Annotated in this window: 15 protein-coding genes and 2 pseudogenes; 9 read left to right on the top strand and 8 right to left on the bottom strand. The window is 69.6% G+C overall.

Translation table 11 applies throughout. From position 1 onward, the window contains the following. Positions 1-441: 441 nt before the first annotated feature. Both IPJ59_RS33255 and ytfE read right to left on the bottom strand, forming a co-directional pair. Positions 442-981 (bottom strand): hemerythrin domain-containing protein, encoded by a 540-nt coding sequence (locus IPJ59_RS33255; protein ID WP_293275295.1) that lies wholly within the window; start codon positions 979-981, stop codon positions 442-444. A gap of 74 nt (positions 982-1,055) precedes the next feature. Continuing rightward, positions 1,056-1,718, bottom strand: coding sequence for an iron-sulfur cluster repair protein YtfE (gene ytfE, locus IPJ59_RS33250; protein ID WP_293275294.1), 663 nt, complete (start codon positions 1,716-1,718; stop codon positions 1,056-1,058). A 142-nt stretch (positions 1,719-1,860) separates the two neighbouring features. Here ytfE and norR point away from each other — a divergent pair, with 142 nt between their 5' ends. From norR to IPJ59_RS33230, 5 genes are all read left to right on the top strand, one after another. Next, positions 1,861-3,432 carry a nitric oxide reductase transcriptional regulator NorR gene (norR, locus tag IPJ59_RS33245; protein ID WP_293275292.1) on the top strand — a complete coding sequence of 524 codons (1,572 nt, stop codon included), beginning with the start codon at positions 1,861-1,863 and terminating at the stop codon, positions 3,430-3,432. A 620-nt stretch (positions 3,433-4,052) separates the two neighbouring features. Beyond that, complete coding sequence (locus tag IPJ59_RS38405) at positions 4,053-4,235, top strand: DUF1259 domain-containing protein (protein ID WP_366524745.1); 183 nt, start codon at positions 4,053-4,055, stop codon at positions 4,233-4,235. Between the two features lie 794 nt (positions 4,236-5,029). Then, the gene (locus tag IPJ59_RS33240; RefSeq protein ID WP_293275291.1) at positions 5,030-5,440 is read left to right on the top strand and encodes a hypothetical protein; all 411 of its coding nucleotides are present in this window, start codon (positions 5,030-5,032) and stop codon (positions 5,438-5,440) included. 397 nt (positions 5,441-5,837) lie between these two features. After that, positions 5,838-6,371 carry a fibrinogen-like YCDxxxxGGGW domain-containing protein gene (locus tag IPJ59_RS33235; RefSeq protein WP_293275290.1) on the top strand — a complete coding sequence of 178 codons (534 nt, stop codon included), beginning with the start codon at positions 5,838-5,840 and terminating at the stop codon, positions 6,369-6,371. A gap of 55 nt (positions 6,372-6,426) precedes the next feature. Next, the gene (locus IPJ59_RS33230; RefSeq protein WP_293275288.1) at positions 6,427-6,837 is read left to right on the top strand and encodes a hypothetical protein; all 411 of its coding nucleotides are present in this window, start codon (positions 6,427-6,429) and stop codon (positions 6,835-6,837) included. A 71-nt stretch (positions 6,838-6,908) separates the two neighbouring features. Here IPJ59_RS33230 and IPJ59_RS33225 read toward each other — a convergent pair whose 3' ends face one another. After that, complete coding sequence (locus tag IPJ59_RS33225; RefSeq protein WP_293275287.1) at positions 6,909-7,076, bottom strand: hypothetical protein; 168 nt, start codon at positions 7,074-7,076, stop codon at positions 6,909-6,911. Between the two features lie 558 nt (positions 7,077-7,634). Continuing rightward, a complete protein-coding gene (locus IPJ59_RS33220; protein WP_293275286.1) occupies positions 7,635-7,763 on the bottom strand; it encodes a hypothetical protein in 129 nt (42 codons plus the stop codon). 142 nt (positions 7,764-7,905) lie between these two features. Here IPJ59_RS33220 and IPJ59_RS33215 point away from each other — a divergent pair, with 142 nt between their 5' ends. Further along, positions 7,906-8,304 carry a hypothetical protein gene (locus tag IPJ59_RS33215; protein WP_293275285.1) on the top strand — a complete coding sequence of 133 codons (399 nt, stop codon included), beginning with the start codon at positions 7,906-7,908 and terminating at the stop codon, positions 8,302-8,304. Positions 8,305-8,697: 393 nt separating this feature from the next. On the opposite strand, the pseudogene IPJ59_RS33210 reads toward IPJ59_RS33215, so the two are convergent. The 3 genes and pseudogenes from IPJ59_RS33210 to IPJ59_RS33200 form a co-directional block, all read right to left on the bottom strand. Next, positions 8,698-9,401: pseudogene (locus IPJ59_RS33210) on the bottom strand (MIP/aquaporin family protein). Continuing rightward, complete coding sequence (locus IPJ59_RS33205; protein ID WP_293275281.1) at positions 9,359-10,147, bottom strand: hypothetical protein; 789 nt, start codon at positions 10,145-10,147, stop codon at positions 9,359-9,361. Before IPJ59_RS33205 ends, IPJ59_RS33210 begins: the two are co-directional and overlap by 43 nt. A 52-nt stretch (positions 10,148-10,199) precedes the next feature. Continuing rightward, positions 10,200-10,484: a hypothetical protein gene (locus tag IPJ59_RS33200; protein WP_293275280.1), complete on the bottom strand. Its 285-nt coding sequence runs from the start codon at positions 10,482-10,484 to the stop codon at positions 10,200-10,202. A gap of 236 nt (positions 10,485-10,720) precedes the next feature. On the opposite strand from IPJ59_RS33200, the gene IPJ59_RS33195 reads away from it, so the two are divergent. Next, positions 10,721-10,876: a hypothetical protein gene (locus tag IPJ59_RS33195; protein WP_293275279.1), complete on the top strand. Its 156-nt coding sequence runs from the start codon at positions 10,721-10,723 to the stop codon at positions 10,874-10,876. Here the strand turns inward: IPJ59_RS33195 and IPJ59_RS33190 are convergent. Beyond that, the gene (locus IPJ59_RS33190; protein ID WP_293275278.1) at positions 10,863-11,495 is read right to left on the bottom strand and encodes a radical SAM protein; all 633 of its coding nucleotides are present in this window, start codon (positions 11,493-11,495) and stop codon (positions 10,863-10,865) included. The genes IPJ59_RS33195 and IPJ59_RS33190 overlap by 14 nt on opposite strands. A 109-nt stretch (positions 11,496-11,604) precedes the next feature. Between IPJ59_RS33190 and IPJ59_RS33185 the strand changes: the two are divergent. Both IPJ59_RS33185 and IPJ59_RS33180 read left to right on the top strand, forming a co-directional pair. Next, positions 11,605-12,919: pseudogene (locus IPJ59_RS33185) on the top strand (DEAD/DEAH box helicase); the annotation flags it as partial. A 720-nt stretch (positions 12,920-13,639) separates the two neighbouring features. Next, positions 13,640-14,266 (top strand): hypothetical protein, encoded by a 627-nt coding sequence (locus IPJ59_RS33180; RefSeq protein WP_293275275.1) that lies wholly within the window; start codon positions 13,640-13,642, stop codon positions 14,264-14,266. The last annotated feature ends 8 nt before the right edge of the window (positions 14,267-14,274 follow it).

The following is a 14,274-nucleotide window of genomic DNA, read 5'->3' as shown; positions in this document are numbered from 1 at the left end:
CGGTCGCCGAGGTGCTGGCTCCGGTGGGCTCGCTGTCAGGGGCGGCATCAACCGTCACGAGCTCATGAGCTCTATACTGAGGAGTGGCCACAAGGGAAGGCTCTGCTGCAGTTGGAGCGACCACTTCGAGAAGGCCGAGAAGGCCGACGGGAAACAAGTGGGAAAGCACAGCTTATGAATGTTTGCCAGCCGGAACGATGTAAAGCGCAATGAATGCGTGTCGGGTGGATGCAGTGCGACGAGCGAGCCCCCCAGTCTCAGCATAGATGTCGCCTGAACCAATAAACCCCCCGAGGGGCGAGACAAGAACCACCAGAGATGAATTTCCCCAGTGCTGACCCGGATGAGCCCAGCAACCCCGACTTCGAGCTAATCCTCGAGGAGGCGAACGAACCAGAGTCGGAGAGCCCGGCGAAGCCGGCGACCAACGAAGGGCCGTCCCTACCGCGACCAGGTACCGAGGCGGCGGCGGCGGCGAAGCTCGACGATAATGGACTCTTGGGTCTCGGGTGACAGAAGCTCTCGGATCGCTGGGAAGATTGTGTTCTCTTCGAGGGCCAGGTGTCCCTCGAACTCGGTCTCCAGCGCGATGGCAGCAGTCGCTAGCTCGCCGCGGGCGCGTTCGTCGTGCGGCTCGCGTCGGACTCTGACGGTCGCGCGCAGAAGCGCTTCCAGTTTCGACGCGTGCTCTCTGTGTTGCTGCGCCATGGCGTCGAGCGCGAGGTCTACCGACGGCGACAGTCCGCGCAGGCGGGGTTCGATGCTCTCCTCCTCATCGGCGACGTGTAGCGGCAGTGCCTCGACGAAGTAGCGCTCCACATCGGCGCACGCCTGGGCGACCTGGTCGGGGGGCGCGTCCGGCTGCGACGCGGCTCGACGGGCCAGGTCGATGAAGCGCCGGATCCTCTGGTGGCATTCGCCGAGGAGGTCGACCAAGTCCTGATTGCCATCCTCGCGGCGCGTAGAGAGCTGAGTCAGCATGGGGCACCCCGCGAGCGTTGTTGTTCATGATGGGTCATGCGGCGCGCTCTCCTTCGGCTCGGGGCGTTTCACCGTCACACGTTCAGCGCGCGGGGAAACAGGACGTTGTTCTCGAGGTGAATGTGCTCCATGAGCTCGGCCTCGAGCTTCTCCAGACCGGCATAGAGTGCACGCCAGGTCGCGCACGCCTCCGGCGGAGGGACGAAGTCCGTCGCTAGCTCGCGCAGACGTCGGAGGCTGGCGCCGTGGTCGTCGTGCTCCTGCATCATCACGCGGACCGGCATGTGCACCTGAGCGCCGCCGCTTCCAGAGCGGATCGCTGGAAACAGGACCTGCTCCTCCTTGGCGAGGTGTTGTCGCAGCTCGACATCGAGCTCTTCGAGGTGCGCGGCCAGCCCATGCGGGCAGCTGGGCTTCTTCGAGTGGACCCGCTCCACTCTCCTCGCCGCGTCGAGCAGCGCCGGGAGATCGGCGCGGAGCGGCTCGTGGTAGCGGGTGAGGATGAAGTCGATGACGTCGGGCAGCGGCCTGGTGTCCCACCGCTCGGGCTCGCTAACGACGCCCTCGGCCAGGATCTCCGCGGCGACCGCGTCGGGATCGAGACCAGCCGCTCGACAGGCATCGCCGAGCTTCTGCCGGCCACCGCAGCAGAAGTCGAGTCGGTGGCGCAGGAAGACCAGGGTGGATGCCGGGTGGGCAGTCGCGACCTGGCCGAGGGTCTCGTTTACGTCGATCATGAGCTCTCCTTCTGCGCCCTACCTATGCAAGACATGTGCCCAGAAGGATCTCCCGCAATTCAAGGCTTTCCTTAGCACTCGTTATGTAGATGATAACGCTTGGGGTGTTGTCTCACCGATAACATGTTATGACCTGAATAACGTGCCCGACCCGGACGCTCTACTCTCCATCGCCGTCGACCTGACGGCGTCACTCGCGGCCCAGGATCGGCTAGCTCGGCTCCTCCAGACGGTGCGGCGGACCATCCCGTGTGATGCGGCGGCGTTGCTGGAGCTGGTCGGTGACGATCTCATCCCGCTAGCCACGCACGGTCTGGCGCCGGAGGTGCTCGGCCGGCGCTTCGCCCGCCGGGAGCATCCGCGCTTGGACGTCGTCGTGGCTGGGAAGGCGCCGGTTCGCTTTCCCGCCGACAGCACGCTGCGAGATCCTTACGACGGCTTGCTGCTCGTCAACCCGGACGCCACGCGCGATGTGCACGCGTGCCTGGGGTGTCCGCTCATGGAGGGCGACAGGGTCATCGGCGTTCTCACGGCAGACGCGCTCGAGCCGGGGGCCTTCGACAGCCTCGACGAGGGATTTCTTCGGATGCTCGGGGCGCTCGCGGGCGCGGCCCTTCACACGGGGCGGATCATCGAGGCCCTCGAGGTAGCGTCTCGCCACCACCAGCAGGTAGCGAGCGTGCTGCAGCGCGACGCTGCGCTCCGAAACGGAGGCAGCCAGATCATCGGAACGAGCGCTCCGATGCAGCGCGTCCGCCAAGAGATCGAGCTGGTAGCCCCTTCCGATTTTCCTGTTCTGATCATGGGCGAGACGGGCGTGGGCAAAGAGTTGGTCGCGCGCGCGGTCCATCAACACTCGAGGCGCGCCGAGCACCCGCTCATCTACGTCAACTGCGCGGCACTACCGGAGACGATCGTGGAGAGCGAGCTCTTCGGTCACTTGCGCGGGGCGTACACCGGGGCGACCGCCGACCGCGCAGGGAAGTTCGACATCGCCGATCGGGGCACTATCTTCCTCGACGAGGTCGGCGAGCTTCCTCTGTCCGTGCAGCCGAAGCTGCTGCGGGTCCTTCAGGAGGGCGAGATTCAACGCGTGGGGTCGGACAAGCTGCAGCACGTGGACGTGCGGGTCGTCGCCGCGACCAATCGAGACTTGGAGCGAGAGGTCGAGGCCGGCCGCTTCCGTCCGGACCTGTTTCATCGCTTGAACATGTATCCGATTCGCGTCCCGCCTCTTCGAGATCGCCGCTCGGATATCCCGCTGCTCGCTGGGTTCTTCCTCGACCTCTATCGAAGGCGCCTCGGGCTGGGACCCGTGCGACTCAACGAGTCGGCTCGGCAGGCGTTGGGGAACGCGGACTGGCCGGGCAACGTGCGCGAGCTGGACCATCTCCTCGGCAGGGCGGTGCTGCGCGCCAGCGCCAACGTAGGGCGCGACGCGCCGATTCTCGTGGGTCCTGAGCACCTCCAGCTCTCCGCGCCGGAGCCCGGAGCGGAGGGTTCGGTGGGCCCCGGTCCCTCGTCTCGCTACCGCTCTGATGTCGTGTCCATCGGTGGCATGACACTGCGGGAGGCCGTCGAAGAGACGAAGCGCGCGATGGTGGTCCGCGCGGTGGGGGACAACGGCGGCAATTGGGCAGCGGCCGCCCGCTCGCTCGGTATGGCGCGCAGCAACCTGCACCACATGGCGGAGCGTCTGGGGCTTCGGAAGTGATGAGCCGACGGCGTCGAGGGCGTGGCTAGTCCACTCGAAGCGCCAGGCGCGCCGCGTCGCATCCCATGATCAGACGCTCGAGGAGCGCCTTGCCTGCGTACGCTCCGTCGCCGACGGCGAAGGCGACCTGCGGGCCGCCACCCGGCGGCCGCGTCCGCGGGTCCTTCAAGGCGCCCTGGCGCAGCGGCACCGCGCTGGCGCCCTCGCCAAGGTGGCCCTCGCCAAGGCGGCCCTCGCCGGCAAGGTCGATGGCAAGGTGGTCGACACCAGCTTCCTGTCGCTGGATGGTGCCGGGGGGCGGGTCGGCGCATAGTCACCTGGCCATGCTCGCGTATGCGCGTAACACTTGCTCGCCCTGGAGAATGTCCCATGTACAAGTCAGCACTCCTCCTGACCATGCTGATCGGCCCATCGGCTGCGACGACGCACCCTCGCGCCCGGCGACCGCACCGCCGCCCCAGCAGGGCGCGGCGAGAGACGCCTCACGGCACCACCCGCCCCAAGAGGTCAAAATGTCACCGCCCTCGACGTTGAAGCCGTCGCCGCTCACCGTATCGCCAAGCCGAGCGCAGCGATGACGGGGTCATCAAGGTCAACATCCCACGAACCGACGTCGCGGGGTGGTCGACGGCAGCCCCTTACCGCCCTTCCTTGGCCTCACATCCTGGGCCGCGTTCGCGCCGGGTCGGGCCGGCGTCGCGGGAGGCGATGGTCAGGGCGACCTCGTCCTGTTCGAGGACGAGGTCAACCCGGTGATGTCGGAGTTGCGCCCGGCCTCAAGTCACGGGGCAACCACTTCTTGACAAACCGCCGTGCTCCGCACTCACAGGGGAGCCGGCAGGGGTCGGGCTGGGGGGGCGGCCTGGCCGGCCACGCCGGCGTCGGGGACCCGCGCAAACAGCGAGCCTGGCGGCCGGCCGGGCCGTCTGGGCATCCAGGGCCGCCCGAGGGGGTCGGTCTGGGCCGGACGGCTCGGGCTGTGCGGCGCCCGATCGGGAAGCGATGGGCGTCAACACGGGCGGGGTCGGGCCCGCCGCCGACGCCGTCCGGTGACTCGCCGCCGAGGGGAGCTCAGGCCGTACTCCGAGCCTACGCGGCACGGGATCACGCGTTGCGATCCACCACCACTGACCGGCGAAGCACCGACCTGTCCGCACCTGGGACGCGGAGCCCGCTGGCCAGGCGTGCGACGAGCCCAAGAGTGTCGCCGTAAGTAAAGACCCTAAGACCGGCGCGGTTGCATCCGGTCCTCGGCATCATGCGCCCTGGCGAGACGTGGCTCGTGGCCGGGGAAGGATGGAACCGGGGTCCTGCCGCGATATGCGAGGCTTCCGAGTCGCCGGATCTGTATTGTCGGTCAACTCCTCGCAGAGACCCCGAGCCCCCTGCTCACCACGGCACCGGGCTCGAGGGACGTACTTGTAGTACGTCCGATGGGTCACGCCACCGGCGCTCGGCGCGTCGCTGATGATGATCCACAAGTACGTGCTGATGCGGCTGCTCCCGGCGCCGGTCATGGTGTCCGACGGCAAGTCTGGTGTCCGTTGCCGCTGGACGCCGATCGCCCTCGACCACGCGGCCTACAGAGATCACCGGCATGATCGCGGCCCGCTGGGGAACCCTCGACAAGCTCCCGCCCAAGGGCGGCGCTCCGACCGGTGAACGGGGCGCCGACCGCCTGATCAGCGCCGCCCGGACGGTCTGCCGCTCGGTTGACGTGAAAGGCCACGCTGGGCATGTTTGGGGCGTGCCGAAGGCCACCGCCGAAGCTGAGCACGAACGCCGGGCGACCGTCCACGAGCCGTTGCCGCCAGGTGATCAACCGATCTCGGAGGACGAGGTGATGGCCGCGATGATGGAGGTCTTCCGACGAGCCGGAACACCCCCGCACATCGTCTACGCGGCGCAGAAGACTGGACGCATCGTCACCACGGAGAACCAGCACCTGCTCAGCAGCGAGGAGCTGGCCGAGCGGAATGCGGCCGTCGCGGAGTACCGGCTGCAATAACGCGGACGCCTCAGGTGGCGTCGGTGACGAGCCGAGCGGCACGGCCGGAGTGCTCGCTGCACCACCCGTGACTCGGCGGTCCCAGACACCGAGCGTGTGCGACACGATCGATTGCCGCTGGCATATGGAGCACTGCCTGTCTTTTCGGGCAGGTCACATGAGACAGGTTGAGCGCCCGCGCTCGCGTCCTAATTGGTGCCTCCTGGGGTCGCTTGGGGATCGACAAGCCCCGGGGCCTTCGGTCTCTTCTGGGCCCGAAGGCCGCCGACCTCGGCCAGGTTCTGCGGTGCCCTGTGGGCACTTGCGCGGGGACGCGATCTCCCGCCGCGGTTCAAAATTGGTTCAAATTTGGTTCGTTTTCCCGACCCACCGGATCAAAGGGGCGTAAACGCCGGAATTGGGCCCGCTTTCGGGCGACGTACACGACAACGGCAACGACGTCGACACCGACGCTTGCCTCACCACCTGCAAGAACGCCAAATGCGGGGATATGATCGTGCAGCCCGGGGTCGAGGAGTGCGACGACGGCAACATGAGCAACCTCGACATGTGCACCAACATGCAAGTTGCCGACCCGGTGGACAAGATCCAGGACGGATGGAGACCGACATCGACTGCGGGGCGGCCTGCCCCAAGTGCGCGCTCGGGCTGGCTTGCACGAAGGCGGCGACTGCGGCACCGGCTTCGCGCCATGGACAAGCGCCGTGGCCCCGAGCTGAAGGCGATCAAGACCGCCGACCCGATGGCCTGGCGATGGATCTTCAACATCGATCCGGACGGCAACGGGCCGGGCGCGGCCTTCGACATCTATTGCGACATGACGACCGACGGCGGCGGCTGGACGCTGGTGCTCAAGGCCGACGGCCCAAGACCACCTTCCTGTACGACGCCGTGCTGTGGACCAACAACGCGCTGCTCAACGCCGGCATGACGGCGCTGGACCGCAACGAGGCGAAGTTCGAGCTGGAACACGGTGGCCTTCACGGATGCTGATCGGGCCCGAGTCGCCGATCCTGAACATGGGCGCGCTGAACCTGAAGACGCAGAAGATCCCGACCGGGGCCAAGGCCTCGATGTTCGCCCTGATGTCGCCCAACGTGTATGTCCCGTCGACGATCGGTCGCCCGGCCTGGAAGGCCCTGATCACGGCCAGCTCGCTGCTGCAGACCAACTGCAGCCGGGAGGGCTTCGACGGCACCTGTGGTGGGTCGCGGACCCGCATCGGCATCCTCGGCAATCAGGAGATGGACTGCAATCTGTGCGACTCGTATATCGGCATCGGCAACCAGGGCGCCCCATGCGGCGGTCCGGAGCGCTCGGTCGGCAACATCGCGTTTTGCACGCCCGACAACGGCGACAAGAGCGTGCCGGCGTTCGGCGTGGTGTTCGTCCGCTGAGCTGTGAGGGCGCGCGCGGCTGCAGTCGCAGCCGCGCGGCGTTTGGTGTGGTGTTCGCGCGGCGGCGGGGCTCAGCGCAGCTTCATGCGGGTCGTCATGACGACGCCGCGCTCGCTGGCGTGGGCGTCGTAGGTGACGACGCCGACCGACTTGTAGAAGTCCATGACCATCTGCATCTCGCTGGGCATCGGGCCGGTGGCGCTGGAGAGCTGGCCCATGAGTTCGCCGAAGCGGTGCATGTCGTAGGCCATCATCATCAACGGCGGGTCGCTGGAGGCGGGCTCGGCGAGCAGGGCCTGACGCGGGCCTCGGAGTCCTTGCCGATCGCCAGCACGCCGCCGCGGCCGGCCTGGGACGCCGTAGGCGAGGCCGTTGAGGAAGGGGATGGTGCCGTCCGGCAGGCTGGCCGGACGCTGCCGTCGTCGCTGAGGGCGAGGCCTGGAGGGGTGGATCTGGCGGGCGGCGTTCAGCAGCGCCTTGGTGTCGGGTGAAGCCGATCGAGACGTAGCCGCGGACCTCGCTGGGAGGAAGCCGGCGAGCTTGAGGTCGTCGAGGACGAGGGCGCCTCCGCGGGCCTTCCACAGCTCGGGCGGGGTCGACTTGAGCTCGCGGCTGATGTCGCTGGCGGCGGTGTTGAGCTCGGCGAGCTGGGGCAGGCGTAGGGGCGCTCTGGATCGCCATGGCCTTGTTCTGGACGAAGCTGAGGGCGCGGTCCATGTCGAGGGCGGCGCCCATGGCGAAGATCGGCTCGCCGATGCTGGCGGGGTCGAGGCCGCCGACGGGTGCGCGCATCGCCATCAGCCCTGGGCGAGGTCGGGGCGCAGCTCGACGACGAACTTGCCGGAGAAGCCGTCGGCGTCGATCTTGTCGGTGCCGAAGACCATGCGGGGGCGAGCGCGACGAGCTGGCGGATCTCCTGCTTGCACACGTCGCCGAGCTGCGGCCAGCGGGCGGCGAGCTCGGGGCGAGGGCGGCGAGCACGTCCTTGTTCAGCGGGTCGCCCTCGCCGAGGAAGGCCTCGGCGATGGTGCGGGCGTCGATGAAGCCGGCGCTGATGCGGGCCAGGTCGTGGTCGACGAGCAATTGCTGGAAGCGCTCCGACTTGCCGAGCGACTGGGCCGGGAGCTCGCTGCCGAGGAGCAGGGCGAACACGCGGTCGGCGAGGCTGGTCGGCGCGACGCCGAGGACCAGCTGGTCGTCGACGATCGCCACGGCGCCGGAGACATAGTTGCCGGCGATGTGCCAGTACTCGAGCTCGCCGAGCTTGCGGGTGGGGAAGCTGACGCCGGCGCTCTGCTGCACGCGGTCGATGGCGGCGCGCAGGGCCTTGGCGTCGCGCAGCTGGACGCGCATGGCCGGGAGCAGGCCGAGGCCGTAGATCGCGAAGCGGGCCTCGACGTCGAGGCCGAGGGCGGCGAGGCCGTCGACCGAGAGCTTGCCCTGCAGCCTCGTCGAGGATCGCGGTGACCAGCTTGCGGTGCTCTGCCGGGATGCCGCGCTCGAGCTCGGCGCGTTTGCTGTCGAGCAGCTTGAGCATCGGCGTGAGCGAGCCGTACATCTTGTCCATGAAGCCGCGGGTGCCGGCGCTGCCCATGCCGATGAAGGCGTAGGGGTGTCGGCGGGGACGTGGCGCAGGAGCTGTTGCAGCTGCGGGTCGGCGACGACGTTTGGCGGCGACCTGGCTGCCGGAGCGGGGCGGGCTGGCAGCGCCAGCGAGGTCATCAACACAGCTGCCACCAGCCCGGCGAGGGCCCACGTCGCCACGGTCTACGCATTGCGGATTCTCCTGGTCGGCGAGGATACACCCTCGCGCCGCTGGCAACGTGGGGCGGCACGGGGCATTCCGGGGACGCGCTCGCGTCAGAACAGCGCGCGGTGGGCGAAGGCGCCAGCGACGGCGCCGACGATCGGCGCGAGCGCGGGGATCCACGCGTAGGACCAGTCCGAGGGGCCCTTGCCGGTGATCGGGAGCAGGGCGTGGGCGAGGCGGGGGCCGAGGTCGCGGGCGGGGTTGATCGCGTAGCCGGTGGTGCCGCCGAGGACAGGCCGATCGCCAGCACGAGCGCGCCGACGACCATGGGACCCAGGCCCTCGGCGAAGCGGTGGGCCCCGATCGCGGTGAGGCCGAACAGCAGGATGAAGCTGCCGAGCGCCTCGCTGAGGAAGTTGGCGGGGGCGTGGCGCAGCGCGGGGGCGGTGCAGAAGACCGCGAGCTTGCTGGCGGGGTCCTGGGTGGCGCGCCAGTGCGGGAGGTAGTGCAGCCAGACCAGGCAGGCGCCGAGGAATGCGCCGAGGAGCTGGGCGAGCAGGTATGTGGGCACCTGGGCCCACGCGAATTCGCCGACGCTGGCGAGCGCGAGGGTGACGGCGGGGTTCAAGTGGCCGCCGCTGACGCTGCCGACGGCATAGACGGCGAGGGTGACGGCGAGGGCCCAGCCGATCGTGATGACGATCCAGCCGGCGTTCTCGCTCTTGCTGTGGCGCAGGAGCACGCCGGCGACCACGCCGTCGCCGAGGACGATCAGCAGCGCGGTGCCGGTGAGCTCGGCCCAGAAGACGGGCATATCAGCCTCCGGGGGCACACACGCCGCCGCCGGCCACCGGCAGGCAGGTGCGGCCGGGCGGGCAGTCGGGCATGTTGAGGTCGCAGGCGGGGGCGCAGCTGCAGGACGTTGTCGTTGCCGATGAAACAGTTGAAGCCGGCCTCGCAGGTGCCGCTGTCGCACATCGCCCGGCACACGCCGGTGTTGCCTGGACCTCGAAGCACATCACGTGCTTGTCGCAATTGTCGACGCCCGTGAGGCCGCCGCCGGGGCCTCGCAGGGCTCGCCGACGGCCACGGGGTGGGGTCGACGGGGACGCACTTGAGCGCGTTCCACATGGCGCCGCCGCCGTCGACCCAGGGCATGCACTTCTCGCCGGCGGGGCAGTCCTCGGCTTGCACGTCGCACCTCGAGGGGGTGTCGCCGGTGTCAGGCGTGCCGTAGATGAAGCCGGTGCCGACGGTGGTGTCGCTGCAGCCGGTGAGGCAGCCGGTGCTGGCGGCATCGGTGGCGCTGGTCGTGGGGGCGGCGGTGGTGGTGGCTTCGCCGGTGCTCGTGCTGGCTTCGCTGGTGCTCGTGCTGTCGGTGTCGCCGTCGTCCTTGCCGCCGCAGGCGGCGAAGACCGCGAGGCCGAGGGCCCAGGGGGCGCATGCGGCGAGTGTGGCGGCGATGGCGGGTGCGGGGAGCTCGAGCAGCGCCTCGCCGCAGAAGGGGCACGCCGCGGCCGCGCGGCGGACGTGGCGGTGGCAGCGGGTGCAGGGCTTCATGGGCGGCGACGGTAGCAAGGCTGGGGGCGTTCGACAATGGCACGACGTGGGCTCAGGTCGTGGGCTCGTCTCGGGGGATGTGGAGCGGGGTGCCGGGGCCGTGGGGGTCCTGCGTGCGGGGGCTGCGGGGGTCGTCGATCTGGACCGGGCCGCGGATGGCTCGCTCGGCCGCGTCGGCGGGCTCGCGGATCAGGCGGAACAGGCCGTGGTCGAAGGGCTGGCCGGAGGCGGCGGCGACCTGCTCGACGCGCTCGCGCAGGCCCATGCGCTGCATCTCGATCGCGCGGTGGTGGCAATAGGGGTTGTTGCCGGGGCGGCCGAGCAGGGGCTCGCTCATCGCGGTGCAGCCGGCCATGCAGGTATCTGCATAGTAGCACTCGCGGCAATATCCCCTAGATCATCGAGGTGCGGTGCTCGATATAGCGGATCTCCGGGGCGCGCTCCCACAACGCGCGCAGGCCGTGGTCGCGCCAGTTGCCGCCCCTCGTTGGGCGGGCCGCCGACGCTGGGGGCAGGGCTTGATGGTGCCGTCGGCCTCGATGCCGAGGCCGGTGCGGCCGGCGCAGCCTCGTAGTGGCCGTCGCTCTGCAGGAGGCGGCGGATCTTGCCCTCGTGGGGGCCGAAGTAGCCGAGGTTGTTGCCGGGCCAGAAGCGGACGTTCAATTGTTGGCAGCGGTCGATGACGCGGTCGACGATCTCGAAGAGCTCGAGCACGTCATGCGGTTGTAGGAGCAGCTCCGGGTGGTCGGCGGCGTTGCCGTGGGGCATGGTCAGGAACATCTGCCAGCGCGCGCGCCGGCGGCGGCGAGCAGCCCAGCAGGGCGGGCAGCTCGCGCCAGCTGTGGCGGTTGATCTGGGTGTTGGCGGCGATCGTCATGCCGGCGGCGCGGGCGTGGGCGAGGGCCTCGAAGCAGCGGCGCCAGCCGCCGGGGTGCCGCGCAGGACCGTGGCTGGCCTCGAGGCCGTCGATCGAGACGGACACCGTCTGCAGGCCGGCCTCGGCGAGGGCCTCGGCGCGCTGGCGGGTGAGGCCGAGGCCGCCGGTGGTCATCGAGCAGGTCATGCCGCGCTCGCGGATCTGGCGGATGACGAGCAGGACGTCGTTGCGGGAGGTAGGCCTCGCCGCCGATGAGCACGACCTCGCCGACGCCGAGCTCCGGCGAGCTCGTCGACCAGGCGCAGGGCCTCCTCGGTGCCGGAGCCCGTTCGGGCGGGCGCTGCCCGCTCGCGGGCCGCAGGCCTGGCAGCGCTGGTCGCAGGCCAGCGTGAACTCCCACACGGCGAGTCCCGGCCGCTGGACCTCGCCGCGCGGGGCGGGCAGGACCCGCCTGCCGCGTCCTGGCGGCAAGCTCGACGATCGGCAGGCGCCGCCTGGCCTCGCGCAGCTTCATCGCGGGCAGGCTAACACGCGCGCACGCGGCGGGCGCCGGTGGAAGTGACTCGACGTGCGGCCGGGAATGTGTCAGGGGAGGCGCGTGCATTTCAGCGACCTGGGGCTCCTACCGAGCCTTGTCCGCGCCGTGACCGACGCGGGCTACACCGACCCACTCCCATTCAGATCGAGGCCATCCCGCCGGCGCTGGCCGGCCGCGACATCGTCGGCTGCGCGCGCACTGGCACCGGCAAGACGGCGGCCTTCGCCCTGCCGATCTTGCAGCGCATCGACGCGATGGCGGGCGACGACCCGAAAGCTGCGCGCGCTGATCTTGACGCCGACGCGCGAGCTGGCGGCGCAGATCGAGGAGAGCTTCGCCCGCTACGGCAAGCACCTCGAGCTGTGGCACGCGGTGATCTTCGGCGGCGTCAGCCAGGGGCCGCAGGAGAAGGAGATCAAGCGGGGCATCGACATTTTGGTGGCGACGCCGGGGCGCCTGCTCGACCTGATGCAGCAGCGCCTGATCAGCCTGGCGGACATCCAGATCTTCGTGCTCGACGAGGCCGACCGCATGCTCGACATGGGCTTCCTGCCGGACGTGCGGCGGGTCGTGGCGGCGCTGCCGAAGGTGCGGCAGACGCTGTTCTTCTCGGCGACCATGCCGCCGGAGATCCGCGAGCTGGCGGGGTCGCTGCTGCGTGACCCGGTGAGCATCGCGGTGTCGCCGGTGTCGTCGGCGGCGGAGAAGGTGGCGCAGCGGGTCTGCTTCGTCGACAAGGACGCCAAGCGCAACCTGCTGCTGCACGTGCTCAAGGCGCCGGAGGTCGAGCGGGCGCTGGTGTTCAGCCGGACCAAGCACGGGGCCAATCGGGTCGCGGAGCACCTGCACAAGGCGGGCGTCGACGGCGCGGCGATCCACGGCAACAAGTCGCAGGGGCCCGCACGCGCGCGTCGACGGGTTCAAGTCGGGCGAGCTGGCGGTGCTGGTGGCGACGGACATCGCGGCCCGCGGGATCGACGTCACCGGGGTGACGCACGTGATCAACTTCGACCTGCCGAACGTGCCGGAGACCTACGTGCACCGGATCGGCCGCACGGGGCGGGCCGACGCGTCGGGCATCGCGGTGTCGTTCTGCGACGACGAGGAGCGGCCGTTCCTGGCGGACATCGAGCGGCTGCTCGGGGAGCACATCGAGCGGGTCGACGACCATCCGTACCCGCCGTCGCGGCCGCCTCCGGGGCCGACGACGCTCGGGCGCCCAGGGGCGGCGGCGAATTCGGGGCCGCGTGCGCCGGCTGCTCCGCGCTCGCCGCGGGCGGCTGGGGGCGGTGGGCGCGGGGGTGGTGGCGGTGGTGGTCGGCGTGGTGGTGGTGGTGGTGGTGGTGGTCGCGGGCGGCGTTAGTCGCCCGGTGCTGTGAACGATCGGTCGCGCGGGTGACGTGGCACGGGCCGGCGCGGTCCGGCTCGTGGCGCGGGTGACGTGGCACGGGCCGGTGCGGTCCGGCTGGGTGCCCGCGCAGGCTCGAGAAGCCGGATGTCCGAGAGGGGGGTCGCCCTCAAACACGGCCTGACACACCGTCGCCGGGGTGATTCCCCGGTCTACGCCGGACTCGGTCGACCCCCCTCTCGGCCCTCCGGCACGGGAAGCCTCCGCTAAAGGCCGGTGCGGTCGGCGTGGCCGAGAGCCGGACCGCACCGGCCCTGAGCGGGCGATATGGCGGTACGGACATGTCGCTTGGGACATGTTGTGGGGTGTCGTCCGGTGTCGCGGGGCCTGCAAATTCACGCCTGGAAGTACGGCGTGAGAGAGTGATTCGAGGTGGGGCGTGTCTTGGTAGGCGTCACACGGCGGGGGGCGTGGCGGCGGCCGTCGCAATCGTACCCGAGGCCCTTATGTCGCGTGTCGGCCACGTTCGTCGAGGTCGGGACCACGGACCCGCTTGTAAAGGGCCCGAGCGCTCGGTTCAGGACGAAGGCGCTTGCTGGGTGGAGATGGTTAGCAGCACGTGGGCTGGGCGTCGACCAAGCGGGCAGAGGAGATCGGCGTAGCGTCGACGGAGCTCCGTGCGGTGTGCCGTGCACTTCTCAAGTAGTCAGGAGGACGATACCATGATGCATGCCTGCGCCCGAGGTCTCTGGAGGTGAGCTCAGCGAGGGTGCACGCGATCTGATCGCGCGGATCGTCAAGAGCGAACGGAAGATAGTGCTGCTGTTGGGTTCGGCTTTGACGATGCAGCCAGGACCCGGGCTGTCGGGAGTCCCGGACGTGCGCGGGGTGGTGAATCGATTGCGCACGGCGCTCGCGGGCGACGGTGGCGTGAAGTTCGACGAGGCGGTCGCGCGGGCCGACGAAAGTGGTTCCGGTAGGGATCTCGGCGTCGCGTACCGCGAAGGCTTCGATGCCTTGCTCCGCCGTGGCGGCGGACAGGATGCGGTCGATCGCGTCATCCTCGAGGCGGTGCTCGAGGCTCACGAATTCCTCGACAATGCGCGTCGAGCCCGGGTGTCGTCGGCCAATCGGGAGGTCCGCCACGCGGCGTGCCAGGAACTCCTCGATGCGCCCGCGGGTTGGCTCCCTCTGCGTCCCTCTGTCGTGGCACTCGGCGAGATCTTGCAGCAGGACCCAGGGCGACTGGTGTTTACGACGAACTTTGACCCGCTCATCGAGGTCGCCGTGAAGCGTGCAGGGGGTACGGCGCGCAGGACGGTCACTCACGCGCGACGGCAATCCCGGACAGCATAGCGGGATGG

It is taken from the genome of Nannocystis sp., assembly GCF_016714285.1.
Classification (GTDB): domain Bacteria; phylum Myxococcota_A; class Polyangia; order Nannocystales; family Nannocystaceae; genus Nannocystis.
This window is presented reverse-complemented; position numbering and strand designations above follow the sequence as displayed.

What these genes read in the sequence shown, in the direction of transcription:
- IPJ59_RS33255 (WP_293275295.1), bottom strand. Translation starts at nt 981, where the DNA reads ATGCTGACTCAGCTCTCTACGCGCCGCGAGGATGGCAATCAGGACTTG.
- ytfE (WP_293275294.1), bottom strand. Translation starts at nt 1,718, where the DNA reads ATGATCGACGTAAACGAGACCCTCGGCCAGGTCGCGACTGCCCACCCG.
- IPJ59_RS33240 (WP_293275291.1), top strand. Translation starts at nt 5,030, where the DNA reads ATGATCGCGGCCCGCTGGGGAACCCTCGACAAGCTCCCGCCCAAGGGC.
- IPJ59_RS33230 (WP_293275288.1), top strand. Translation starts at nt 6,427, where the DNA reads ATGCTGATCGGGCCCGAGTCGCCGATCCTGAACATGGGCGCGCTGAAC.
- IPJ59_RS33225 (WP_293275287.1), bottom strand. Translation starts at nt 7,076, where the DNA reads ATGCACCGCTTCGGCGAACTCATGGGCCAGCTCTCCAGCGCCACCGGC.
- IPJ59_RS33205 (WP_293275281.1), bottom strand. Translation starts at nt 10,147, where the DNA reads ATGAAGCCCTGCACCCGCTGCCACCGCCACGTCCGCCGCGCGGCCGCG.
- IPJ59_RS33200 (WP_293275280.1), bottom strand. Translation starts at nt 10,484, where the DNA reads ATGAGCGAGCCCCTGCTCGGCCGCCCCGGCAACAACCCCTATTGCCAC.
- IPJ59_RS33180 (WP_293275275.1), top strand. Translation starts at nt 13,640, where the DNA reads ATGCCTGCGCCCGAGGTCTCTGGAGGTGAGCTCAGCGAGGGTGCACGC.